This is a genomic window from Streptomyces sp. NPDC079167, from assembly GCF_040686735.1.
GTDB lineage: Bacteria > Actinomycetota > Actinomycetes > Streptomycetales > Streptomycetaceae > Streptomyces.
In genome coordinates, this window is sequence record NZ_JBFBLO010000013.1 from 166306 (window position 1) to 189290 (window position 22985).

Sequence of the window (22985 nt, forward strand, 5' to 3'; positions counted from 1 at the left end):
CCGCGCGGGACAGCCCTTGACGGCTCAGCGCAGGCCGGTGGAGCGGTTCAGCGCGGAGGTGATCAGCCGGTCGACCAGCTCCGGGTACTCCACGCCGGTCGCCTGCCACATGCGGGGGAACATGGAGATCGGGGTGAAGCCCGGCATGGTGTTGATCTCGTTGATGACGAACGTGCCGTCCTCGGTGAGGAAGAAGTCGGCGCGCACGAGGCCCTCGCAGGAGGCCGCCTCGAACGCCTCGACGGCGAGGCGCCGCACCTCGGCGGTCTGCTCCTCGGTGAGCGGTGCGGGCACCAGGCCGGCCGCCGAGTCGATGTACTTGGCCTCGAAGTCGTAGAAGTCGTGCGCGGTGACGGGCGGGATCTCCGCGGGCACGCTGGCGCGCGGTCCGTCCTCGAACTCCAGCACGCCGCACTCGATCTCGCGGCCGCGCAGCAGGGACTCCACGAGGAACTTGGGGTCGTGGCGGCGCGCCTCCTCGATCGCCTCGTCGAGGCCGGAGGGGTCGTCCACCTTGGTGATGCCCATGGAGGAGCCGCCGCGGGCGGGCTTCACGAAGAGCGGCCAGCCGTGTTCGGCGGCGAACTCCATGATGCGCTTGCGGGCGGCGGGGCGGTCCGACTCCCACTCCCGGGGGCGGACGACCTCGTACGGGCCGACCGGCAGCCCGAAGGAGGTGAACACCCGCTTCATGTACTCCTTGTCCTGGCCGACGGCCGAGGACAGCACACCGGCGCCGACGTAGGGGACGCCGGAGAGCTCCAGGAGTCCCTGGAGCGTGCCGTCCTCGCCGTAGGGGCCGTGCAGCATGGGGAAGACGACGTCGACCTCGCCCAGGACCGTGGGCACCGCACCGGGTTCGCTGACGACGACGTCCCGGTTGCCGGGGTCGACGGAGAGCGTCACCGCGCCCTGCGTGGAGTCGGCCAGCTGCTCCACGTCGGGCACCCGCCGGTCCGTGATGGCCATGCGGGCCGGGTCGTCGGACGTGAGGGCCCAACGTCCGTCCCTCGTGATGCCGATCGGCAGGACGTCGTACTTCGTCCGGTCGATGGCGCTCATGATGGCACCGGCCGTGACGACCGAGATGCCGTGTTCGGAGCTGCGGCCACCGAATACGACGGCCACGCGCGGCTTGCGGCCCGGATCGGAGCTCTGCTCGGAGCTCAGCGGGCTCTCAGGGCTCTGGGGGAGGTTCTGGCTGCTCATATCGCGATGAGCGTACCTGCTGGTAGGGCTCGAGTCAGCGTCGCTCGGGCTTGGCGCTGCGCGACATCAGCTCCTTGAGGGCGACCACCGGCGGCTTGCCCTCGTGGACGATGCCGACGACCGTCTCGGTGATCGGCATGTCGACGCCGTGCCTGCGCGCCAGATCGAGCACGGATTCGCAGGACTTGACGCCCTCGGCGGTCTGGCTCGTGACGGCGACGGTCTCCTGGAGGGTCATCCCCCGCCCGAGGTTCGTGCCGAAGGTGTGGTTGCGCGAGAGCGGTGAGGAGCACGTCGCCACCAGGTCACCGAGTCCGGCGAGTCCGGAGAAGGTGAGCGGGTCGGCCCCCATGGCGAGTCCCAGCCGGGTGGTCTCGGCGAGGCCGCGGGTGATGAGGGAGCCCTTGGCGTTGTCACCGAGGCCCATGCCGTCGGCGATGCCCACGGCGAGACCGATGACGTTCTTCACGGCGCCGCCGAGCTCGCAGCCGACCACGTCGGTGTTGGTGTACGGCCGGAAGTACGGGGTGTGGCAGGCGGCCTGGAGGCGCTGGGCGACGCTCTCGTCCGAGCAGGCGACGACGGCGGCCGCGGGGCGGCGTTCGGCGATCTCCTTGGCGAGGTTGGGGCCGGTGACGACGGCGATCCGGTCCGGGGTGACCTCGGTGACGTCCTCGATGACCTCGCTCATCCGCTTGGCGGTGCCCAGTTCGACGCCCTTCATCAGGGAGACGAGGACCGTGCCGGGCTCCAGATGCCGCGACCAGTCGGCGAGGTTGGCGCGCAGGGTCTGCGAGGGCACGACGAGGACGGCGAAGTCGGCGCCGCGCAGCGCCTCGGCGGCATCGGTCGTGGCCCGGACCGAGGCGGGCAGTTCCACGCCCGGCAGGTAGCCCGGGTTGGTGCGGGTGGTGTTGACGGCCTCGGCGACCTCGGCGCGGCGTCCCCAGAGGGTCACCTCGCAGCCGGCGTCGGCGAGGACCATGGCGAAGGCCGTACCCCATGAGCCGGTTCCGAAGACGGCCGCCTTCGCGGGGTGCGTCACGTCGTTCCCTTTCCCTCTGCCTTGCGCCGCTGTTCGGCGCGGGCCTTGCGGTGATCGTAGAGCTCGGCGGGGGCCTTCTCGCCGCGTACGTCCTCGAGCTGGGCGGTGATCGCGGCCATGATGGTCTCGGTCGCCTGGCGCAGGACGTCGGGCGTGGGCTCCAGGCCGTAGTAACGGGAGAGGTCGACCGGCGGACCGGCCTGCACCCGCAGGGTCTTGCGGGGGAACAGCTGGAGCTTGTTCTCCTTGGCGTACGGCGGCATCGCCAGGTTGGCGCCCCACTGGGCGACGGGGATGACCGGGGCCTTGGTCATCAGCGCGACCCGGGCGGCGCCGGTCTTGCCGGCCATCGGCCACATGTCCGGGTCGCGGGTGAGCGTGCCCTCCGGATAGAAGGCGACGCACTCGCCCCGCTCGATGGCGTCCACCGCGGCGCGGAAGGCGTCGAGCGCGTTGGTCGTCTCCCGGTAGACGGGGATCTGGCCGGTGCCGCGCAGAATCATTCCGACGAAAGGCGTCCGGAAAAGTCCGGCCTTCGCGAGGAGCCGCGGCACGCGTCCGGTGTTGTACTGGAAATGCCCGTACGACAGCGGGTCCAGATAGGAGTTGTGATTGACCGCGGTGATGAATCCGCCATCGGCCGGAATGTGTTCCATTCCCCGCCAGTCGCGCTTGAACAGAACCACCAGGGGCGGTTTTGCGATGACCGCCGCCAGGCGGTACCAGAAGCCGATTCTGCGGCGGGACACTCGGGTGCCTTCCTCTAGGAACTGAGCTGCGCGGGGCTCGGGCTCTGCTGCCTCGCCCCTGGGCCCCTGCTGTGTGGAGAACACCGTACGCCTCACCCGTGGGGGCGGACCTCCGGGTTGTCGTACCGGCAGGCGAGAATAAGGGCTGATGCGTACGGAGGGGGAGATCGCCACGAACACCGACCCGACCGGCCCCTGGTCCCTGGTCGTCCCGCTGAAACCGCTCGCACGGGCCAAGAGCAGGCTCGGCCGGGCGGTGGGCGGGGGTCTGCGTCCGCGCCTGGCCCTGGCGTTCGCCCAGGACACCGTGTCCGTGGCGCTGTCCTGCCCGGCGGTGCGGGATGTGGTGGTCGTCACGGACGACCCGGTGGCCGGGACGGCGCTGGCGGCGCTCGGCGCGCGGACGGTGGCCGACACCCCGGCGGCCGGGCTCGACGCGGCGATGGAGCACGGGGTCCGGTCGGCGCGCGGCCGGCGCGGGGGTGCGGCGGTGGCCGTGCTCAACGCCGATCTTCCGGCATTGCGTGCGGATGATCTGGCGCGGGTGCTCGAATTCGCCGCGGCATTTCCCCGCACATTTGTCGGTGACGCGCAGGGAATCGGCACCACTTTTCTTTCCGCGGCACCCGGGGTGGAATTGCGGCCGGCCTTCGGCGGGGCGTCGCGGGCGCGGCACCTGGCGTCGGGGGCGGTGGAGATCTCACTGCCGGGCATCGATTCGGTCCGCAGGGACGTGGACACGGGCGACGATCTGGAGGCCGCGCTGGCCCTGGGAGTGGGGCGGTTCACCGCCGCGCTCGCGGCCCCCGTGGTTCCTGCCGCGGACCGATAGGCTGCCGTTCATGCAGGCGACCTCGTTCACGTACGACTCCGAGACCCGCACCGGCAGCGTGCTTCTCGACGACGGCACCCCGGTGGACTTCGACGCACCCGCGTTCGACGCGGGAGGGCTGCGGCTGCTGCGCCCGGGGCAGCGGGTGCGGATCGAGACCGAGGGCGAGGGCGCCGCGCTGCGGATCACCCTGGTGACGCTGCAGACGCTCTGAGAGCGCCTCCGAACAGCCCGCGGGCCGGGCTCCCCGAGGGGAGCCCGGCCCGGCGCGTATGAGGAACGAGCGGTGCCCGGTCTCACTTCTTGCGTGCGGTGACCTTCTTGGCCGTGGTCGTGCGAGCCGTGGTCTTCTTCGCGGGCGCCTTCTTCGCCGTGGTCTTCTTGGCGGGCGCCGTCTTGGCGGCGGCGGTCTTCTTCGTCGCCGTCGTCTTCTTCGCCGGGGCCGCCTTCTTCGCCGCCGGCGCGGTCTTCTTGGCCGTCGCCGTGGTCTTCTTGGCGGTGGTCTTCGCCGGGGCCGTCTTCTTCGCGGCCGCCGTGGTCTTGCGTGCCGTCGCCTTCTTGGCGGTGGCCTTCTTCGCGGCCGCCTTCGCCGTCGTACGGGTGGAAGAACCGCCCGAGAGGCTGCCCTTGGGGGCCTTCTTCACGGCCACGTCGTTCTTTGGGAGCTTCTTGGAGCCGCTCACCAGGTCCTTGAAGCCCTGTCCCGCACGGAAACGGGGCACGGAGGTCTTCTTGACCCGTACGCGCTCGCCCGTCTGCGGGTTGCGGGCGTACCGGGCGGGGCGGTCGACCTTCTCGAACGAGCCGAAGCCGGTGACCGAGACACGGTCCCCCGCGACGACGGCACGGACGATCGCGTCGAGTACCACGTCGACCGCGTCTGCGGCCTGCTGACGGCCGCCGACCTTGTCGGCAATCGCTTCTACGAGCTGCGCCTTGTTCACGTCTTCCCCTTCGGAGACATTGCCGGAACGAAACTGTTCAGGCTTTTTCGCACGTTAGGCAGATATATACCGCAAATCAAACACGAAACGGGCTAATCACCCTAGTGCCGCAACGAAGTCGACCGCCGCGCTGTCCGCGGAGTCAGTCACCTTCGGGGAATCGGCCCTCGTCGAGGTCCTTCATCAACCGGTCCAGACGCCTTGCCGCGCCTGGGAGATCGTGCTTAGCCGCGGCCGTAACGACCAGCAGCTTCCGGGACAGCGCCATCCGTACGCCCTCCGGGACTTGCAGTTCGCGCACCTTTGCGTGTGCTTCTTTCAATCGGGCGGCGACTTGGCCATAGAGCTCGAGTTGGCTGTCGCGTTCCATGCACCGATTGTGCCATCTGGGGCGAGTTGTCGCCCGAGGGGGTCTCAACAAGCGACTGCGCCCCCTACCTTCCGGCAGGGGGCGCAGTTCGGGAAAAGCGCTGCTCAGGCGTCAATCGTACGCGGCTTGTGGGACGGCCTGGCCGCCTCGTAAGTCGCAATGTCCGCTTCGTTCTGAAGGGTGAGGCTGATGTCGTCGAGCCCGTTCAGGAGGCGCCAGCGGGCGTTCTCGTCGAGCTCGAAGTCGGCCGTGATCCCGCCGGCGACGACCTGCCGCTTCTCCAGGTCGACGGTCACCTCGGCCGTCGGATCGGCCTCGGTCAGCTCCCAGATGCTGTCGACGACCTTCTGGTCGAGGACGACGGTCAACAGACCGTTCTTCAGGGAGTTGCCACGGAAGATGTCGGCGAAGCGGGAGGAGATGACGGCCTTGAAGCCGAAGTTCTGCAGGGCCCAGACCGCGTGCTCACGCGAGGAGCCCGTGCCGAAGTCGGGACCGGCCACCAGGACCGAGGCGCCCTTGCGCTCGGGGCGGTTGAGGACGAAGTTCTCGTCCTTGCGCCAGGCCTCGAAGAGCCCGTCCTCGAAGCCGTCGCGGGTGACCTTCTTCAGCCAGTGCGCGGGGATGATCTGGTCGGTGTCGACGTTGCTGCGGCGCAGCGGGACGGCACGGCCGGTGTGTGCGGTGAATGCTTCCATGGTTATCGGACTCCGGCGGGCGTACGGACGTCGGACAGATCGGCGGGCGAGGCCAGATGGCCCAGCACTGCGGTGGCGGCGGCGACCTGCGGGGAGACCAGGTGGGTGCGGCCGCCCTTGCCCTGCCTGCCCTCGAAGTTCCGGTTCGAGGTGGAGGCGGAGCGCTCACCGGGGGCCAGCTGGTCGGGGTTCATGCCGAGGCACATCGAGCAGCCCGCGTGCCGCCATTCGGCGCCGGCGGCGGTGAAGACCTTGTCCAGGCCCTCCTCGACGGCCTGCAGGGCGACCCGGACGGAGCCCGGGACGACCAGCATCCGTACGCCGTCGGCGACTTTGCGGCCGTCCAGGATCGAGGCCGCGTTGCGCAGGTCCTCGATGCGGCCGTTGGTGCAGGACCCTACGAACACCGTGTCCACGTTGATCTCACGCAGCGGCTGGCCGGCGGTCAACCCCATGTACTCCAGGGCCTTTTCGGCGGCGTGGCGCTCCGAGGCGTCCTCGTACGAAGCGGGGTCGGGGACGTTGGCCGACAGGGGCGCGCCCTGGCCGGGGTTGGTGCCCCAGGTGACGAACGGCGCGAGCTCGGCGCCGTCGATGAACACCTCGGCGTCGAAGACGGCGTCGTCGTCGGTGCGCAACGTCTTCCAGTACTCCACCGCCGCGTCCCACTCCTCGCCCCGGGGGGCGTGGTCGCGTCCCCGCAGGTAGTCGAAGGTGGTCTCGTCGGGGGCGATCATGCCCGCACGGGCGCCGGCCTCGATCGACATGTTGCAGATGGTCATCCGGGCTTCCATCGAGAGCTTCTCGATGGCGGAGCCCCGGTATTCGAGGATGTAGCCCTGGCCGCCGCCGGTGCCGATCCGGGCGATGATGGCCAGGATGAGATCCTTGGCGGTGACGCTGTCGGGGAGTTCGCCCTCGACCGTGATCGCCATGGTCCTGGGGCGGGCCAGCGGCAGTGTCTGGGTGGCCAGGACGTGTTCGACCTGGCTGGTGCCGATGCCGAAGGCCAGCGCCCCGAACGCGCCGTGGGTGGAGGTGTGCGAGTCGCCGCAGACGACCGTGGTGCCGGGCTGGGTCAGGCCCAGCTGGGGGCCGACCACGTGCACGACGCCCTGCTCGACGTCGCCCAGGGGGTGCAGCCGGACGCCGAACTCCGCGCAGTTCTTGCGCAGGGTCTCCAGCTGGGCGCGGGAGACCGGGTCGGCGATCGGCTTGTCGATGTCGAGGGTCGGGGTGTTGTGGTCCTCGGTGGCGATGGTGAGGTCGAGACGCCGCACCGGCCGGCCGGCCTGGCGCAGACCGTCGAAGGCCTGCGGGCTGGTCACCTCGTGCAGCAGGTGCAGATCGATGAAGAGAAGGTCGGGCTCGCCATCGGCGCGCCGGACGACGTGGTCGTCCCAGACCTTCTCCGCGAGTGTCCTACCCATCGCTTTCCCTCCGGCCGGCGTCTTCGCCGGCCCAACTAGAGATTCGGGTGCCGCCGTCCTGACCCCCGGGCGGGGCGGTGGCCGCGGGCCGTTGTAAGGCCGCACGTACAGGTTCGCAACTTCCGGGGAAAATTGAACTTGCGTTTCACAGAGTGAGACGCGAGTATCGTCGTATGGACAACTCTAGCGGCGTCGGCGTTCTCGACAAGGCAGCTCTGGTATTGAGCGCCCTGGAGTCCGGTCCGGCCACCCTCGCCGGGCTGGTCGCAGCGACAGGGCTCGCACGGCCCACGGCACACCGACTGGCCGTGGCACTCGAACACCACCGCATGGTGGCAAGGGACATGCAGGGCCGTTTCATTCTCGGCCCCCGGCTCGCGGAGCTCGCGGCCGCGGCCGGCGAGGACCGCCTCCTGGCGACGGCAGGACCCGTACTCACACATCTGCGTGACATCACCGGCGAGAGCGCGCAGCTCTACCGCCGGCAGGGCGACATGCGGATCTGCGTCGCGGCGGCGGAGCGGCTGTCCGGACTGCGGGACACCGTGCCGGTCGGCTCCACGCTCACGATGAAGGCGGGTTCCTCCGCCCAGATCCTGATGGCCTGGGAGGAGCCGGAGCGCCTGCACCGGGGCCTGCAGGGGGCCCGCTTCACGGCGACGGCCCTCTCGGGCGTACGGCGGCGGGGCTGGGCCCAGTCGATCGGCGAGCGCGAGCCGGGCGTGGCCTCGGTCTCGGCCCCGGTCCGCGGGCCGTCGAACCGGGTGGTCGCCGCGGTGTCCGTCTCCGGGCCGATCGAGCGCCTCACCCGCCACCCGGGCCGGATGCACGCGCAGGCCATCATCGACTCGGCGGCGCGACTGAGCGAGGCCCTGCGCCGCACGGGCTGACCCACTGCGACCCGTCCCCTCCGGCCGCCCCAGCGTCGTGGCGGCCCAAGTCACCTGTCCCGCACCGGAGATGGGTGGTGTCCACTCACGAAAAAGGCCCTCCACCGAAGTGAAGGGCCTTGTCCTGCTGCTGTGTTGTACCCCCGACCGGATTCGAACCGGCGCTACTGCCGTGAGAGGGCAGCGTGCTAGGCCGCTACACAACGGGGGCGTGGTTACTGCTGACTTGCGCTGGGCTACCAGGACTCGAACCTAGAATGACGGTACCAGAAACCGTAGTGTTGCCAATTACACCATAGCCCATGGTGAAGTACCCCCGACCGGATTCGAACCGGCGCTACTGCCGTGAGAGGGCAGCGTGCTAGGCCGCTACACAACGGGGGCCCTAGCGATCCTGCATCGGGAACGTGGGTGCGACCCAGATGTTCTCGCGGGAAGGATCTGTACCCCCGACCGGATTCGAACCGGCGCTACTGCCGTGAGAGGGCAGCGTGCTAGGCCGCTACACAACGGGGGCTTGCTACTTCGGTCTTGCGCTGGGCTACCAGGACTCGAACCTAGAATGACGGTACCAGAAACCGTAGTGTTGCCAATTACACCATAGCCCACTGAAACGCAACCCCTGAGGGTTCTGTTTCTGTCTGCGCTTCCCGGCCGGATCTTTCGGCCCGCTCGGGCGGCGCAGGAAGAACATTACCTGAAGGTGTCCGGCGCTCCAAAACGGGTATCGCCCGCCAGCAGCCCGGGAAGCTCGTCCAGCCCGGTGATCCGTACGAGCTCGGGGCGCCCGCCCCGCCCCTCGCGGTCCAGCCAGATCCCCGTCAGCCCGGCGGCCACCGCACCGCCCGCGTCGATGTCGGGCTCGTTCCCGACGTACGCCACCTCGTGCGGGTCGAGCTCCAGCACCTCACAGGCGGCATGGAACGCACCGGGGTCCGGCTTGGAGATCCCCAGCTCGACGGCGCACACCACGGCCTCGAAGCGGTCCCGCACACCGAGGGCGCGCAGCTTGCGGTCCTGGTTGTGGATGCTGGAGTTGGACAGGACCGCGTGGCGGAAGCTTCCCGCCAGCCGGTCCAGGACGGGCAGGGCGTCCGGGAAGAGTGCCCACGCGGCCTCGTAGTGGGCGGCGTGCCGGCCGAACCAGTCGTCGGCCTCGGCGTCGCTCAGCAACCGCCCGAGGAACGCGCGTACGCGCTCCCGGCGCTGTCCCTGGAAGTCGATCTCCCCCGCGGCGAAGCGCGCCCACTGGACGTCCGTGATGGCCTTCCAGGCATCGAGGGCGCGCTCCAGGCCGTCGTACCCCTCGGGAAAGCCCTCGCTCTCCAGATGCTTGCGCATGCCGGTGCGGTCGGCTCCGGAGTAGTCGAAGATCGTGTCGTCGATGTCCCAGAGAACCGCTCGGATCGGCATGCCGGCCAGATTACCGGGGCGCTCCCCACATGACGACGGGGTGGCCGCCCCTGCTCGGGCGGCCACCCCGTCGTGTACTTCGAAACCGTTACGCGGCGAGCTTCGCCAGTGCCGCGTCGATGCGGGCGATCGTCTTCTCGCGGCCCAGGATCTCCAGGGACTCGAAGAGCGGGAGCCCGACCGTGCGGCCGGTGACGGCGACGCGGACCGGGGCCTGCGCCTTGCCGAGCTTCAGGCCGTGCTTCTCACCGGCGGTGAGGACGGCCGCCTTGAGCGCCTCGGCGTTCCACTCGGCGGCGAGCAGTTCGGCGCGGGCGGAGACGAGGAGCGCGTCGGAGCCCTCCTTCATCGCCTTCGTCCAGGACGCCTCGTCGTGGACGGGCTCGTCCAGGAAGAGGAAGTCGACGTTGGCCGTGATGTCCGAGAGAACCGTCACACGCGTCTGGGCGTGCGGGGCGATCTCGGCGAACTGCTCCGCGTCGAAGGACTCGGGCGCCCAGGGGGCGAAGGGGGCCTTCAGCCAGGGGCCGCAGGCCTCGGTGAAGGTCTTCACGTCGAGCATGCGCAGGTGCTCGGCGTTGACGTGCTCGGCCTTCTTCAGGTCGAAGCGGGCCGGGTTGGCGTTGACGTCGGCGATGTCGAACGCGGCGACCAGCTCGTCGCGGCCGAAGATGTCACGGTCCTCGGCGATCGACCAGCCGAGCAGCGAGAGGTAGTTGAGGAGCCCCTCGGGCAGGAAGCCACGCTCGCGGTAGAGGTTGAGCGAGGCCTGCGGGTCACGCTTGGAGAGCTTCTTGTTGCCCTCCCCCATGACGTACGGCAGGTGGCCGAAGGCCGGGGTGTCCTTGGCGATACCCAGCTCGATGAGCGCCCGGTAGAGGGCGATCTGGCGCGGGGTGGAGGAGAGCAGGTCCTCGCCCCGCAGGACGTGGGTGATCTCCATCAGCGCGTCGTCGACCGGGTTGACGAGCGTGTAGAGGGGAGCGCCGTTGGCACGGACGATGCCGTAGTCCGGGACGTTCTCCGGCTGGACCGTGATCTCGCCGCGGACCAGGTCGGTGAAGGTGATCGCCTCGTCGGGCATCCGGAAGCGGACGATCGAGGTGCGGCCCTCGGCCTCGTACGCCGCCTTCTGCTCGTCGCTCAGGTCGCGGCAGTGCCCGTCGTAACCCGACGGCCTGCCGGCCGCGCGGGCGGCGTCGCGGCGGGTGTCGAGCTCCTCGGTGGTGCAGTAGCAGTGGTACGCGTGCCCGGCGGCCAGGAGCTTCCCGGCGACGTCCTTGTAGAGGTCCATCCGCTGCGACTGGCGGTACGGGGCGTGCGGGCCGCCGACCTCGGGGCCCTCGTCCCAGTCCAGGCCGAGCCAGCGCATCGAGTCGAGCAGCTGCTCGTAGGACTCCTCGGAGTCGCGGGCGGCGTCGGTGTCCTCGATACGGAAGACCAGGGTGCCCTGGTGGTGCCGGGCGAAGGCCCAGTTGAAGAGAGCTGTCCGGACCAGGCCCACGTGCGGGTTGCCGGTCGGGGAGGGACAGAAACGTACGCGGACAGGTGCGTTAACCACGCTTGATCACCTTGTTGGTGAGAGTGCCGATGCCTTCGATGGTGACGGCGACCTCGTCGCCGACGTGCAGGGGGCCCACCCCTGCGGGGGTTCCCGTGAGGATCACGTCGCCCGGGAGCAGCGTCATCGCTTCCGTGATGTGGACGATCAGGTCCTCGACGGAGCGGACCATGTCGCTCGTCCGGCCGAGCTGGCGCTGTTCGCCGTTGACCGTGGCCTGGATGGCCAGGTTGCCGGGGTCGACGTCGGTCTCCACCCAGGGCCCGAGCGGGCAGGAGGTGTCGAAGCCCTTCGCCCGGGCCCACTGGCTCTCGCGGCGCTGGACGTCGCGCGCGGTGACGTCGTTGGCGCAGGTGTAGCCGAAGACGACGTCCTTGACGCGCTCGCGCGGGACCTCACGGCACATGCGGCCGATCACCACGGCCAGCTCGGCCTCGTGGTGGAGCTCCTCGGAGAAGGAGGGGTACTCGATGGAGTCGCCGGAGCCGATCACCGAGGTGGTGGGCTTGAAGAAGGCGACGGGCACATCCGGGACCTCGTTGCCCAGTTCGGCGGCGTGTTCCGCGTAGTTGCGGCCGATGGCCACGACCTTGTTGGGGAGCACGGGCGGCAGCAGCCGGACCTTCTTCAGCGGGACCTTGGTCCCGGAGAGCTCGAAGTCGGCGTACGGGATGCCCTTGATGATGTCGAGGACGAGGCTGTCGGGGCTGTCGCCCTCGACCGCGCCGAAGGCGACATTGCCGTCGATGGAGAACCTGGCGATGCGCACGGGATGCTGTCGCCCCTCACTTGCTGGCTGGCTGAAGACTGACGCTCCAGGCTAGCGCGCGTGAAGGGCTCAGCCTCGCGCATCAGGCGGTGGGGGCGGTCGCTACTTCGCCGCCGCGGCCGGGGCTTCCATGAGGATCGTGCGGCGCGGGTTGGCCGTCTGGGTGGGCAGGTCGACGGTGTGCTCCCGCTGCTCCGGCGTCCGCAGCGCCTCGGCGTCCTCGAGGTGCGCCAGCGTGGTGCGCCGGGGGTTGGCGATGTTGCGGAAAATCATCGTCGTCTTCATCTGCCGTGTGGGTCCTTGCCGCTGGGGCGCTGCCCTGAGGTGCGCCGGTTGTCGGATTCGCTATCCCTGTAAAGCGTCAGGCTAAACATCCGATTCCCGGCCTTGGCCGGGATGAGACGGCGATCATCATGTGAGTTTGCTCACGAACTTGCCGACAAAACACCCATAGCAGGCAGTTGATCATGGGATGCAAACCAGACAATACGGCCCCGAATCTCCTATTCCGCTCCCGATCATGGCGTCTGGGACACCGGCCGCCCCCTGCGGCCACACCCTTAATCGCCCGGTTTGACCCTGAACACGTTCCACGCCTTGTTACCCGGCCATCACACCGTGTCATCCAGGTCACAGCCCGGTACGCGGCCCTTGTTGGAGATCCTCCACTGTGCTGGAATTCCACGCACCGCCGCGGGTTTCAGGCCCAGCGCGCAGGGGCGCAACGCAGCGCCGAGTGGCGGCGGGAGGGGGAAGTACGCCGGTCACTCACGACCACCATGGGGCGCGTCCAGCGCCCCACGACGCCGACACCGTCCCGTCGCGCATGCGCGGAGGGACGCCTGGTCCAGAGGTTGCGACGCTAGTGCAGGGACGTTTCAAGAGGGATGGCATGGGGTCGCCCCAGCCCCGCCAGGGCCGAGGGGAAACCCCGGCGGATCAGGAACCGCGCGGCGGGAACGACCGCGGTTCCTCGCCCCAGCACGCCCAGAATCCCGGTGCCTCCGGTGACGGCGCCGACCGCGCGCAGCGTTCCGGTACGACGGGCGCCGGCAGCGCGGAGGCCACGCCGCCGCCCCTGAAGCCGGCCGGACCCACCCCCGCCGGTTCACGGCTGGCGCTGCGCAACTGGCGCATCAGCACCCGTCTGGTCTCCCTGCTCGCCCTCCCCGTGGTCGCGGCGACCACCCTTGGCGGACTGCGGATCAACGAGTCCATGAACGACATGGACCAGCTGGAGCACATGCAGCTGCTGACCCAGATGACCAAGAAGGCGACCGCGCTCGCCAACGCGCTCCAGGAGGAGCGCGACAAGTCGGCCGGCCCCCTGTCGAACGGCGTGAAGGCGACCGACTACAAGGTCACCCAGCCCCGGGAGCGCACCGACCGCGCCAAGGCCGCCTTCTTCGAGGCGACCGACGACATCGGCAACACCCCCGGCGACGCGGCCCTGGACAGCATCCACGCGAGCGTCAGCCAGATAGGCACGCAGCTGGGCAACATCACCAGCATCCGCAAGGACGCGTACGCCGAGGGCAGCCCGAGTCTCAACACGGTCGACCAGTACAGCCAGCTGATCACGTCGCTGCTGAGCCTTTCGCAGGACATGGCGCAGGCCACCAGCAGCCCGGAGATGATCAAGCGGACGCGTGCGCTGGCCGCCTTCTCCTCCTCGAAGGAGTACGCCTCCGTCGAGCGCGCCATTATCGCCGCGGCGCTGCCCGGCGGCGACAGCACCAAGACGCACCTGAACCCCAACGACCAGTCGTTCGGCCGCAACGCGCTGAACAAGGCGGGCACGACCCTCAAGACGTTCGAGACGACCTACGAGTCCACCGGCAAGAGCTCGGCAGAGCTGCTGGCACCGCTGGACAACGGGAATCCCGAGATAACCGCCGCCGACATGTACGCGAAGAAGGTGCTCGACAGCCCCCTCGGTATGGAGGGCAGCGGCAAGACGCGTACGTACATGGACTGGTACGACCAGAGCTCCAACAAGATCCAGGCCATGAAGACCATCGAGGAGACGCTCCTCGGTGAGATGGAGAGCAAGGCCCGCGAGCTCAAGGAGGAGTCGCAGCGCGACGCGATCCTCAACGGTGCGATCATCCTGATCGTCCTCGGTGTGTCGCTGGTCGGCGCCTTCGTCGTGGCGCGGTCCATGATCCGCTCCCTGCGACGGCTGCAGGACACCGCGACCCGGGTCGCCCAGGACCGGCTGCCCGAGCTCGTCCGCCAGCTCTCCGAGACGGACCCGCAGGACGTCGACACCTCCGTCGAGTCGGTCGGTGTGCACTCCCGGGACGAGATCGGCCAGGTCGCCGCGGCCTTCGACGACGTGCACCGCGAGGCGGTCCGGCTGGCCGCCGAGCAGGCGCTGCTGCGAGGCAACGTCAACGCGATGTTCACCAACCTCTCGCGCCGCAGCCAGGGCCTCATCCAGCGTCAGCTCTCGCTCATCTCCGAACTGGAGTCCCGCGAGGCCGACCCGGACCAGCTGTCCTCGCTCTTCAAGCTCGACCACCTCGCGACCCGTATGCGCCGTAACGGCGAGAACCTCCTCGTCCTCGCGGGCGAGGAGCCCGGCCGCCGCTGGACGCGGCCCGTGCCGCTGGTCGACGTGCTCCGTGCCGCCGCCTCCGAGGTGGAGCAGTACGAGCGCATCGAACTGGCCGCGGTACCCGCCACCGAGGTCGCGGGCCGCGTCGTCAACGACCTCGTGCACCTCCTCGCCGAGCTGCTGGAGAACGCCACGTCGTTCTCCTCGCCGCAGACGAAGGTCCGGGTCACCGGTCACGCCCTGCCCGACGGCCGTGTGCTCGTCGAGATCCACGACACCGGCATCGGCCTCTCCCCCGAGGACCTGGCCGCGATCAACGAGCGGCTCGCCTCGCCGCCCACCGTGGACGTCTCGGTCTCCCGCCGCATGGGTCTCTTCGTGGTCGGCCGGCTGTCCCTGCGTCACGGCATCCGCATCCAGCTCCGCCCCTCCGACTCCGGTGGTACGACCGCGCTGGTCATGCTGCCCATGGAGGTCGCGCACGGCGGCAAGCAGCCGTCGAAGCCGGGTCAGCAGGGCAAGGGCCCGCAGGCCGGCGCCCCGGGCGGACTCCTCGCAGGCGGTGGCGCTCCCCCCGCGGGCGGCCAGCGTCCCGGGCTCTCCGGTCCTCCTGCGGCTCCGGCCAAGGGACTGGGCTCGGCCGCCCCGCGCGGTCAGGTCGGCGCGGGCTCGGCCCCCCGGGCCGCACTGCCCACGCGCGACGCAGCAGGGCCCACGCGTGACAGCGGGCTGCCCACGCGCGACGGCGGACAGCGTCCGCAGCAGCAGGGAACCGGCCAGCAGAACCCGGGCCGGCAGGCACCCGGCCTGCCCGGCCAGGGCCGCTCCGACGCTCCGCGCCAGGGCGGCGGCCTCGCCGGTGCCTTCGCAGGCGGTGCCCGCCCCGGCGCACGCCCTCCGCAGGACCCCTCGGCCGGTGCCGACTCGGGCCGGCCCAACCTCTTCGGCCACTCCGGCCAGCAGGGCGGCCAGCCCGGACGCCAGGCTCCGCAGCCGCAGCAGGCCCAGCTCGGCCAGGGCAACCAGCCCGGCCAGGGCCAGGGCGGCCCGCAGCAGCCCGGCGGCCCCGGCCGCCAGCTCCCGCCCTCCGGCGGCCCCCGGGCCGAACTGCCCGGCGGCAACCCGCAGCCGCAGCGCCCGCAGAGCACCAGCTGGGGTGTCGAGGAGCAGGGTGCTCCCCGGCGCACGCAGCCGGACTCGCCGCGCGGTCACGAGGAGCACGAGGCCGGCCGGTTCACCCGGCCGGGCACCTCCGCCCCGGACCAGCAGTTCAGCGCGCCGAACCAGCGTCCGCCGATGAACGACCGTCAGGGCCCCGGCGCCACCGCCGAGTTCGCCCGCCCGGACTTCTCGGCTCCGCAGGCTCCCCACGCACCGCAGGGGCAGGACCCGGCGAGCACCGCGCAGTTCGCCCGCCCGGACTTCAACGCCCCGCCGCCGCAGGACCAGGGCTTCGGCAACCGCCCCCAGCAGGACCAGGGCTTCGGCGCACAGGGCCCGCAGCGCCCGCAGGCCCCGGCACCGCACCGCTCCGACAACGCCGACTTCGGCGCACCGCGTCCGCCGGCCCCCTCCATGGGGGACCTGCCACAGCGCCCGGCCCTGCCGCAGCAGCCCGAGGTGCTGCCGCCGGCCGGTCCCGGTGACGGACGTACGCCGCTGTACGACACGCTGGAGACGAACTGGTTCCACGGACCGCAGCAGGGTGGCCAGCAGCCGCCCGCCGCGGAGCCGCAGGCGCCGGCCGCTCCCCAGCCCGCCGCCGGCCCGCCTCCCGCCATGCCGCGGCGCGGTGCGGCCGACACCGGAGCCACCAGTTCATGGCGTGCTTCGCCCAACGACGACCTCGTGCGGCAGGCGGAGCGGGTCAAGAAGCCCGCCGCCGGCGGGATCACCACTTCCGGACTGCCGCGCCGTGTCCCACGTGCCAATTTGGTTCCGGGCACTGCTCAACAGCAGAATCATCAGTCCGGACCTCAGGTTTCGCGTGCGCCGGATGACGTACGCGGGCGTCTGACCAATCTCCGCCGGGGCATCCAGCAGGGACGACAGGCCAACACCGGCTCGTCTACCGGCAGTTTCCAACTCGGCCCCACTCACCAGCAGGAGCGTTAGTTGAGCCCCATGAGTCAGGCCGCGCAGAATCTGAACTGGCTGATCACCAACTTCGTGGACAACACCCCAGGGGTGTCCCACACGGTGGTGGTCTCCGCGGATGGCCTGCTGCTGGCTATGTCCGAAGGTTTCCCGCGCGACCGCGCCGACCAGCTGGCGGCTGTCGCCTCCGGTCTGACGTCGCTGACCGCGGGTGCCTCACGGATCTTCGAAGGCGGCGCCGTGAGCCAGACGGTCGTGGAGATGGAGAGGGGTTTCCTCTTCCTCATGTCCATCTCCGACGGCTCGTCACTCGCCGTCCTCGCCCATCCGGACGCGGACATCGGTCTGGTCGGGTACGAGATGGCACTCCTCGTCGACCGTGCGGGGACCGTCCTCACCCCTGATCTCCGTGCCGAACTACAAGGAAGTCTGCTCCACTAGACGGCCATGCGGCAGACACTTGACGCGATCCCCCCAGGTACTACTCAAAACCCTCACCCGTCCGGCCGCCACAGCCCCTCACCGGCCACCTTCAGACGGCAAGCCGACACCCTGCTGTCACGCCCGGAGGATTTATGACCCCGCCACCCGCCTCACCCGATCCGTACGGCGCACTGCACCACGCGTCGTACGACGGTGAAGGTGACCAGCCGCTGGTCCGTCCGTACGCCATGACCGGTGGCCGGACCCGGCCTCGCTATCAGCTCGCGATAGAGGCGCTGGTCAGCACCACAGCGGACCCCGCCCACCTCGGGACCCTGCTCCCCGAGCACCAGCGGATCTGCCACCTGTGCCGCGAGGTCAAGTCGGTGGCCGAGGTCTCGGCCCTGCTGGCCATGCCCCTCGGTGTGGCACGGATCCTCGTGGCGGACCTGGCGGAAGCCGGCATGGTGGCCATCCACCAGCCGGGCAACGGAGAGGCCGGCGGCGCGCCGGATGTGACACTGCTCGAAAGGGTGCTCAGTGGACTTCGCAAGCTCTAGCGGCGGTACGGCCCGCGCTACCACCTCGGCGAAGATCGTGGTGGCAGGGGGCTTCGGCGTGGGTAAGACCACGTTTGTCGGTGCCGTTTCGGAGATCAATCCGCTGCGCACCGAAGCCGTGATGACGTCCGCGTCCGCGGGCATCGACGACCTGACCCACACCGGGGACAAGACCACCACCACGGTGGCCATGGACTTCGGACGCATCACCCTGGACCAGGACCTGATCCTCTACCTGTTCGGCACCCCCGGACAGGACCGCTTCTGGTTCATGTGGGACGACCTGGTCCGCGGCGCCATCGGCGCCGTCGTCCTCGTCGACACCCGCCGCCTCGCCGACTGCTTCCCAGCCGTCGACTACTTCGAGAACAGCGGCCTCCCCTTCGTCATCGCCCTCAACGGCTTCGACGGACACCAGCCCTACACCCCAGACGAAGTACGCGAAGCACTCCAGATCGGCCCGGACACCCCGATCCTGACCACGGACGCCCGGCACCGCGCGGACGCCAAGAGCGCGCTGATCACCCTGGTCGAGCACGCATTGATGGCCCGGCTGAAGTAGCCGTAAGTCGGCAGCGATCTACGGAACTTGCTGTAGTCAAGCGGGGGCGGCCTGTGTCCTTTGACACGATCCGCCCCCGTGTTCATAACATTTCGACAGAGAATTGGAGCCCGATCAACACCCGACGCGCACGACCGGTACCACTGCGCTCATACGAGCCTCGCCTTTTGACGGGGCTCGCTCTTTATGCCCGTTTTATCGGCGTCGGGTCACAGGCGGAATTACTCATTCCGACTGTTTGGAACGCGACCGGTCCGCGTGCTGCAATGCCTCGAACTACCCAGTAGTACGGCTCCTGAACGATAATCCGGCACAACGTAGGTGCCGACGCCGAGAGGTTGTTGGTCGAGTGAGGCGAAGCAACGAGGGCTCCGCGGCGCAGCCGGAGCGGGGCAACTTCACGCCGCCGCCGCGCGCCGCGCTGTCCCCGCCCGCGGACACGTCGTCCGAGGCGGAACCGGCGGGCGGCAGCACCAGTCGGCTGTCTCCGCGGAACTGGCGGGTGCCCACCCGGCTGAACGCGATTCTCCTGATCCCGGCACTCGTCGGTCTTGTCATGGGCGGCTTCCAGGTGAAGGGGTCCATAGACACCTGGAACGAGGCCCAGGACGCCGAGAAGACGGCCCTGGTCGTCCGCGCGGCGGCGGCCTACGGCCAGGCGCTGCTGAACGAGCGCGACCTCACCGCCGAACCGCTGCTGTCCAACAAGCGCACTGCCGCCGAGGTGGAGAAGGTGCGCGCCACCACGGACGCGGCCGCGTCGAAGTTCGACGCCGCGGTGCAGAACATGCCGGACAAGGAGGGTCTCCACCGCCGTCTGAAGCTGTTCAAGGTGGAGGAGCCGCTCCTTCCCGAGCTGCGCAAGGCCGCCTACGCCGAGGCCATGGACCCGGTGAAGACGGAAGAGGGCTACACCAAGGTCCAGCACTCGCTGATGGAGTTCTCCAACGAGCTCGGCCTGGGCACCGGCAACATCACCAGCTACGGCCGGACCGTGTACGCGATCGAGCTGGCGAAGGCCGCCGAATCGCTTCAGCGCTCGATCGGTATGCACCTGCTGGTGCGTCCGAGCCAGGAGGAGCGCAACTTCAACGGCCAGGTGACGGCGTTCAGCTCGTACAACTACCTGGAGCAGATCGCCCTCGGCGAGTTCGTGTCCGGTGGTACGGAGGCCGACGCCGCCCGGCTCAAGGAGGTCATGGCCGGCAAGGCGGCCGAGGGAGCCAAGCAGCTGAAGGCCGCCCAGGCGCAGGCCAAGGCCGCCGGCAAGCCCTTCGTGGCGCCTCCGAGCATCGACGGATCGGTCTTCGACGGCATGGCCCAGCAGATCGGGCAGGGCAAGCAGCCCGACGAGCTGAAGGCCAAGGGCATCACCCCCGAGACCTGGATGGCCGCGGCCACGGCCAAGTTCGACGGCTACACGACGGTCGAGAACGAGCTCGTCGACAAGGCCGTGACCGAGGCGGCGGAGATCTCGACCGACGCCAGGAACGACGCCATCGTCAACGCGGCGATCGTGATCATCTCGCTGCTGGCCGCCTTCATCATCGCCGGCCTCATGGCCCGCCAGATGAGCCGCTCGATGCGTCAGCTGCGTACGGCCGCCTTCGGCATCGCCGAGCAGCGGCTGCCGATGCTGGTCGACCAGCTGTCGCGGACCGAGCCGGGCCGGGTGGACACCCGGGTGCAGCCGATCCCGATCAACAGCCAGGACGAGATCGGCGAGGTCGCCCGCGCCTTCGACCAGGTGCACCGCGAGGCCGTCCGGCTCGCCGCCGAGCAGGCCATGCTGCGGGGCAACGTCAACGCGATCTTCACCAACCTGTCGCGCCGCAACCAGTCGCTCATCGAGGGCCAGCTGACCCTCATCACCGACCTGGAGAACAACGAGGCCGACCCGGACCAGTTGGAGAGCCTCTTCAAGCTGGACCACCTGGCCACGCGTATGCGCCGTAACGGCGAGAACCTCCTCGTCCTCGCGGGCGAGGAGCCCGGCCGCCGCTGGAACCAGCCGGTGCCGCTCGTCGACGTACTGCGCGCCGCCTCCTCCGAGGTGGAGTCCTACGAGCGCATCGAGCTCACCGGTGTCCCGGAGAGCGAGATCCACGGCCAGGCCGTGACCGACCTCGTGCACCTGCTGGCCGAGCTGCTGGAGAACGCCACCACGTTCTCCTCGCCGCAGACCAAGGTCCGGGTCACCGCGACCCGGCTGCCCGACGGCCGGGTCATGGTCGAGATCCACGACAAGGGAATCGGTCTCACCGCCGAGGACTTCGCCGACATCAACCACAAGCTGGCCAACCCGCCGACCGTGGACGCCGCGGTGTCCCAGCGGATGGGTCTGTTCGTGGTCGGCCGGCTGGCCGACCGGCACGGCATCCGCGTCCAGCTGCGGCCCTCGGGCGAGCAGGCGGGGACCACCTCGCTGGTCATGCTGCCGGACGCCATCACCCACGGTGGCGGTGGCGAGGGGCTCCCGCAGGACGACTTCACGGTCTCCTCGATCATGTCCGAGCAGCAGCAGTCGTTCGACCCGATGCCGCAGCAGGTCCCGATGCGTACGGCGGCGGAGCTCGGCTTCGACGACTCGCGCTACGAGACCTCGGTGGCCGACTCCCCGCAGCTGGACCCGGTGAACCGTTCACTCATGCGTGAGGAACGGCGGGCTGCGCTGGAGGCGCAGGCCGGCGGCGAGCGCCCGTCCTTCCAGGACGACGGCGCCGGGCAGCGGCAGGAGTACACCCCTCAGCAGTACCCGCAGGAGCAGTACGCCCCGGAGCAGCAGCAGGGGTACGCGCAGCCCGGTTACGAGGGCGGCTACGACCCGTACGCCGCCGGGAACGGCTACCAGGATCCGCAGCAGAACACCTACGCGGAAGCCTCGTACGCCTCTCCGGACGGCACGCAGGAGCAGTACGCCGGCCAGTTCGCGCCGCAGGAGGGCCTCCCCCACCAGGGCGGCTGGGCGGACCAGGGTTCCTACCAGGGGGATTTCGATCCCCTGGCGCAGCCCGAAGCGGAAGCGGTTCCGGGCGCACCCGCTGAGACACAGGACCGCGTAGGCTTCGACAGCCCGGGGCCCACCCCGAATCCCGGTCAGGACCTGACCGAGGCGGGCCTCCCGCGCCGGGGTGCGGGCCAGCAGCACTGGCAGCCCACCGGCCGCGGAAACGATCAGCCTGCCGCACCCGAGCAGCGGCAGCGGCCGCAGCAGGAACAGCCGCAGGCACAGCAGACGGAGCATGCCGACGGGGAGAAGCCCGCCGACTGGCGTTCGTCGAACGACGAGCGCTGGGAGCGGGCCGAGAAGCTCCGGGATCCGAAGGCGGGCGGAATCACCCCTTCCGGACTCCCCCGGCGCGTACCCAAGGCCAATCTGGTCGAGGGCACGGCGGAGCAGACCCAGCAGGGCGGCCCACAGGTCTCCCGCGCCCCTGAGGACGTACGCGGCAGGTTGAGCAACCTGCGGCGTGGTGTCCTGCGGGGACGGACCGCGGGTTCGGACGCAAGTAATACCTACAACCAGGAGCGTTAGTGTGAGCCCGATGAGCCAGGCGGCGCAGAATCTGAACTGGTTGATCACCAACTTCGTGGACAACACCCCTGGGGTGTCGCACACGGTGGTGGTCTCCGCCGACGGACTCCTGCTGGCGATGTCCGAAGGTTTCCCACGGGACCGCGCCGATCAGCTGGCGGCTGTCGCCTCCGGTCTGACGTCGCTCACCGCGGGTGCTTCACGGATCTTCGAAGGCGGTGCCGTGAATCAGACCGTTGTGGAGATGGAGCGAGGATTCCTCTTCATCATGTCCATCTCTGACGGGTCCTCACTCGCCGTCCTCGCCCACCCGGACGCCGATATCGGTCTGGTTGGGTATGAAATGGCACTTCTCGTGGACCGTGCAGGAAGTGTTCTTACCCCGGATCTCCGCGCCGAACTCCAGGGAAGTCTTCTTAACTAACAGACAGACAGTGCGTTTCTCGTCACCGCGCCATAAGGTGCGGTGGCGCGGCACCACTGGGATGGCGAACGGCAGTCGGAGGAGGAAACGTGGCAGCACCCACAGGCGGACACCCGTACGAGGGCGGTCAGCGGGTTCCGGGTGAGCAGGGTGACAATCGTTTCGGCAACCCCTCCATGCCCGGCAGACAGGGTCCGCAAGACCCTTATCAGCCGTATCAGCCCTACCAGCAGCCCCCGCAGGGCAGCTGGCAGCAGCAGCCTCAGCAGCCGGGCTCCGGGTGGCCGCAGCAGCAGCCGCACCACCCCCAGCACGAGCAGCCGCAGCACTACCAGCAGCCGCAGCAGGGCTCGCCGGCTGACGACTGGCCGCAGCAGCCGCAGCGGTACGAGGCTCCGCCGTCGCGCATCCAGCCGGTCCAGCGGCAGGCCCCCCAGCCGTCGAAGCCCGCGGCTCACAACCCGTTGGTCCGTCCGTACGCCATGACCGGCGGCCGGACCAGGCCGCGGTACCAGCTCGCCATCGAGGCGCTGGTCAGCACCACGGCAGATCCCGCCCGGCTGCAAGGGCAACTGCCCGAGCACCAGCGGATCTGCCGGCTCTGCATCGAGATCAAGTCGGTGGCCGAGGTCTCGGCCCTGCTCTCGATCCCCCTCGGCGTTGCCCGGATCCTCGTCGCCGACCTGGCCGAGGCCGGACTCGTCGCTATCCATCAGCCCGGCGGCGACGAGGCCGCCGGCGGCCAGCCAGATGTGACACTGCTCGAAAGGGTGCTCAGTGGACTTCGCAAGCTCTAGCGGCGGAGCGGCCCGCTCCACTACCTCGGCGAAGATCGTGGTGGCAGGGGGCTTCGGCGTGGGTAAGACCACGTTTGTCGGTGCCGTTTCGGAGATCAATCCGCTGCGCACCGAAGC

General features: G+C 69.7%; 21 protein-coding genes, 5 tRNA genes and 1 pseudogene. 11 read left to right on the top strand and 16 right to left on the bottom strand.

Annotation, left to right across the window (positions count from 1 at the left end; genetic code table 11):
* Window positions 1-24 precede the first annotated feature (24 nt).
* Genes AB0P41_RS26410 through AB0P41_RS26420 form a run of 3 tightly spaced genes read right to left on the bottom strand, consistent with a single transcriptional unit; the run spans window position 25 to window position 3003 of the window.
* Entirely contained in the window at window positions 25-1209 is a 1185-nt protein-coding gene (locus tag AB0P41_RS26410; RefSeq protein WP_356713549.1) for a D-alanine--D-alanine ligase family protein, read from the bottom strand.
* 34 nt (window positions 1210-1243) lie between these two features.
* On the bottom strand, window positions 1244-2254 hold the full coding sequence (locus AB0P41_RS26415; RefSeq protein ID WP_356713547.1) for an NAD(P)H-dependent glycerol-3-phosphate dehydrogenase: 1011 nt from the start codon (window positions 2252-2254) through the stop codon (window positions 1244-1246).
* Entirely contained in the window at window positions 2251-3003 is a 753-nt protein-coding gene (locus AB0P41_RS26420) for a lysophospholipid acyltransferase family protein (protein ID WP_365934513.1), read from the bottom strand. Before AB0P41_RS26420 ends, AB0P41_RS26415 begins: the two co-directional genes overlap by 4 nt.
* A 148-nt stretch (window positions 3004-3151) precedes the next feature.
* On the opposite strand from AB0P41_RS26420, the gene cofC reads away from it, so the two are divergent.
* Together cofC and AB0P41_RS26430 are read left to right on the top strand one after the other, a co-directional pair.
* Entirely contained in the window at window positions 3152-3835 is a 684-nt protein-coding gene (gene cofC, locus AB0P41_RS26425) for a 2-phospho-L-lactate guanylyltransferase (protein WP_356713543.1), read from the top strand.
* A 10-nt stretch (window positions 3836-3845) separates the two neighbouring features.
* Window positions 3846-4049, top strand: coding sequence for a hypothetical protein (locus AB0P41_RS26430; protein WP_356713541.1), 204 nt, complete (start codon window positions 3846-3848; stop codon window positions 4047-4049).
* 82 nt (window positions 4050-4131) lie between these two features.
* Here the strand turns inward: AB0P41_RS26430 and AB0P41_RS26435 are convergent, their stop codons facing one another.
* From AB0P41_RS26435 to leuC, 4 genes are all read right to left on the bottom strand, one after another.
* Complete coding sequence (locus AB0P41_RS26435; protein WP_365934515.1) at window positions 4132-4779, bottom strand: HU family DNA-binding protein; 648 nt, start codon at window positions 4777-4779, stop codon at window positions 4132-4134.
* A 142-nt stretch (window positions 4780-4921) separates the two neighbouring features.
* Complete coding sequence (locus AB0P41_RS26440) at window positions 4922-5149, bottom strand: hypothetical protein (RefSeq protein WP_356713538.1); 228 nt, start codon at window positions 5147-5149, stop codon at window positions 4922-4924.
* 104 nt (window positions 5150-5253) lie between these two features.
* Window positions 5254-5847, bottom strand: a complete 594-nt coding sequence (leuD, locus tag AB0P41_RS26445) for a 3-isopropylmalate dehydratase small subunit (protein WP_356713536.1) — start codon at window positions 5845-5847, stop codon at window positions 5254-5256.
* 2 nt (window positions 5848-5849) lie between these two features.
* Window positions 5850-7277 carry a 3-isopropylmalate dehydratase large subunit gene (gene leuC / locus AB0P41_RS26450; RefSeq protein WP_356713535.1) on the bottom strand — a complete coding sequence of 476 codons (1428 nt, stop codon included), beginning with the start codon at window positions 7275-7277 and terminating at the stop codon, window positions 5850-5852.
* Between the two features lie 173 nt (window positions 7278-7450).
* Here leuC and ndgR point away from each other — a divergent pair, with 173 nt between their 5' ends.
* Window positions 7451-8167: an IclR family transcriptional regulator NdgR gene (gene ndgR, locus AB0P41_RS26455; protein ID WP_033303994.1), complete on the top strand. Its 717-nt coding sequence runs from the start codon at window positions 7451-7453 to the stop codon at window positions 8165-8167.
* A 138-nt stretch (window positions 8168-8305) separates the two neighbouring features.
* On the opposite strand, the gene AB0P41_RS26460 is transcribed toward ndgR, so the two are convergent.
* The 9 genes from AB0P41_RS26460 to AB0P41_RS26500 all read right to left on the bottom strand — a co-directional run bounded on the left by AB0P41_RS26460 (window position 8306) and on the right by AB0P41_RS26500 (window position 12195).
* Window positions 8306-8378 (bottom strand) — tRNA-Glu (locus AB0P41_RS26460).
* 20 nt (window positions 8379-8398) lie between these two features.
* Window positions 8399-8470: transfer RNA gene (locus tag AB0P41_RS26465), tRNA-Gln, on the bottom strand.
* Window positions 8471-8478: 8 nt separating this feature from the next.
* Window positions 8479-8551: transfer RNA gene (locus AB0P41_RS26470), tRNA-Glu, on the bottom strand.
* 60 nt (window positions 8552-8611) lie between these two features.
* Window positions 8612-8684: transfer RNA gene (locus AB0P41_RS26475), tRNA-Glu, on the bottom strand.
* Between the two features lie 19 nt (window positions 8685-8703).
* Window positions 8704-8775, bottom strand: a tRNA-Gln gene (locus AB0P41_RS26480).
* 85 nt (window positions 8776-8860) lie between these two features.
* Window positions 8861-9580, bottom strand: a complete 720-nt coding sequence (locus AB0P41_RS26485; protein WP_356713534.1) for an HAD family hydrolase — start codon at window positions 9578-9580, stop codon at window positions 8861-8863.
* Window positions 9581-9668: 88 nt separating this feature from the next.
* Window positions 9669-11141: a glutamate--tRNA ligase gene (gltX, locus tag AB0P41_RS26490; protein WP_365934518.1), complete on the bottom strand. Its 1473-nt coding sequence runs from the start codon at window positions 11139-11141 to the stop codon at window positions 9669-9671.
* Window positions 11134-11910 carry a fumarylacetoacetate hydrolase family protein gene (locus AB0P41_RS26495; protein ID WP_356713530.1) on the bottom strand — a complete coding sequence of 259 codons (777 nt, stop codon included), beginning with the start codon at window positions 11908-11910 and terminating at the stop codon, window positions 11134-11136. Before AB0P41_RS26495 ends, gltX begins: the two co-directional genes overlap by 8 nt.
* 102 nt (window positions 11911-12012) lie before the next feature.
* Window positions 12013-12195: a hypothetical protein gene (locus AB0P41_RS26500; RefSeq protein WP_356713528.1), complete on the bottom strand. Its 183-nt coding sequence runs from the start codon at window positions 12193-12195 to the stop codon at window positions 12013-12015.
* Window positions 12196-12802: 607 nt separating this feature from the next.
* Here AB0P41_RS26500 and AB0P41_RS26505 point away from each other — a divergent pair.
* The 8 genes and pseudogenes from AB0P41_RS26505 to AB0P41_RS26540 all read left to right on the top strand — a co-directional run.
* Entirely contained in the window at window positions 12803-16585 is a 3783-nt protein-coding gene (locus AB0P41_RS26505; RefSeq protein ID WP_365934521.1) for a nitrate- and nitrite sensing domain-containing protein, read from the top strand.
* Complete coding sequence (locus AB0P41_RS26510) at window positions 16586-17008, top strand: roadblock/LC7 domain-containing protein (RefSeq protein ID WP_003966009.1); 423 nt, start codon at window positions 16586-16588, stop codon at window positions 17006-17008.
* Between the two features lie 134 nt (window positions 17009-17142).
* The gene (locus AB0P41_RS26515) at window positions 17143-17550 is read left to right on the top strand and encodes a DUF742 domain-containing protein (RefSeq protein WP_356713524.1); all 408 of its coding nucleotides are present in this window, start codon (window positions 17143-17145) and stop codon (window positions 17548-17550) included.
* Window positions 17531-18112, top strand: a complete 582-nt coding sequence (locus tag AB0P41_RS26520) for an ATP/GTP-binding protein (RefSeq protein ID WP_360998266.1) — start codon at window positions 17531-17533, stop codon at window positions 18110-18112. Before AB0P41_RS26515 ends, AB0P41_RS26520 begins: the two co-directional genes overlap by 20 nt.
* Window positions 18113-18461: 349 nt before the next feature.
* Window positions 18462-21647, top strand: coding sequence for a nitrate- and nitrite sensing domain-containing protein (locus tag AB0P41_RS26525; protein WP_365934523.1), 3186 nt, complete (start codon window positions 18462-18464; stop codon window positions 21645-21647).
* A 10-nt stretch (window positions 21648-21657) separates the two neighbouring features.
* Window positions 21658-22071 (top strand): roadblock/LC7 domain-containing protein, encoded by a 414-nt coding sequence (locus AB0P41_RS26530; RefSeq protein WP_006127847.1) that lies wholly within the window; start codon window positions 21658-21660, stop codon window positions 22069-22071.
* A gap of 89 nt (window positions 22072-22160) precedes the next feature.
* Window positions 22161-22868: a DUF742 domain-containing protein gene (locus tag AB0P41_RS26535; protein ID WP_356713519.1), complete on the top strand. Its 708-nt coding sequence runs from the start codon at window positions 22161-22163 to the stop codon at window positions 22866-22868.
* Window positions 22849-22985, top strand: a pseudogene (locus AB0P41_RS26540) (ATP/GTP-binding protein); the annotation flags it as partial. The gene AB0P41_RS26535 and the pseudogene AB0P41_RS26540, both read left to right, overlap by 20 nt.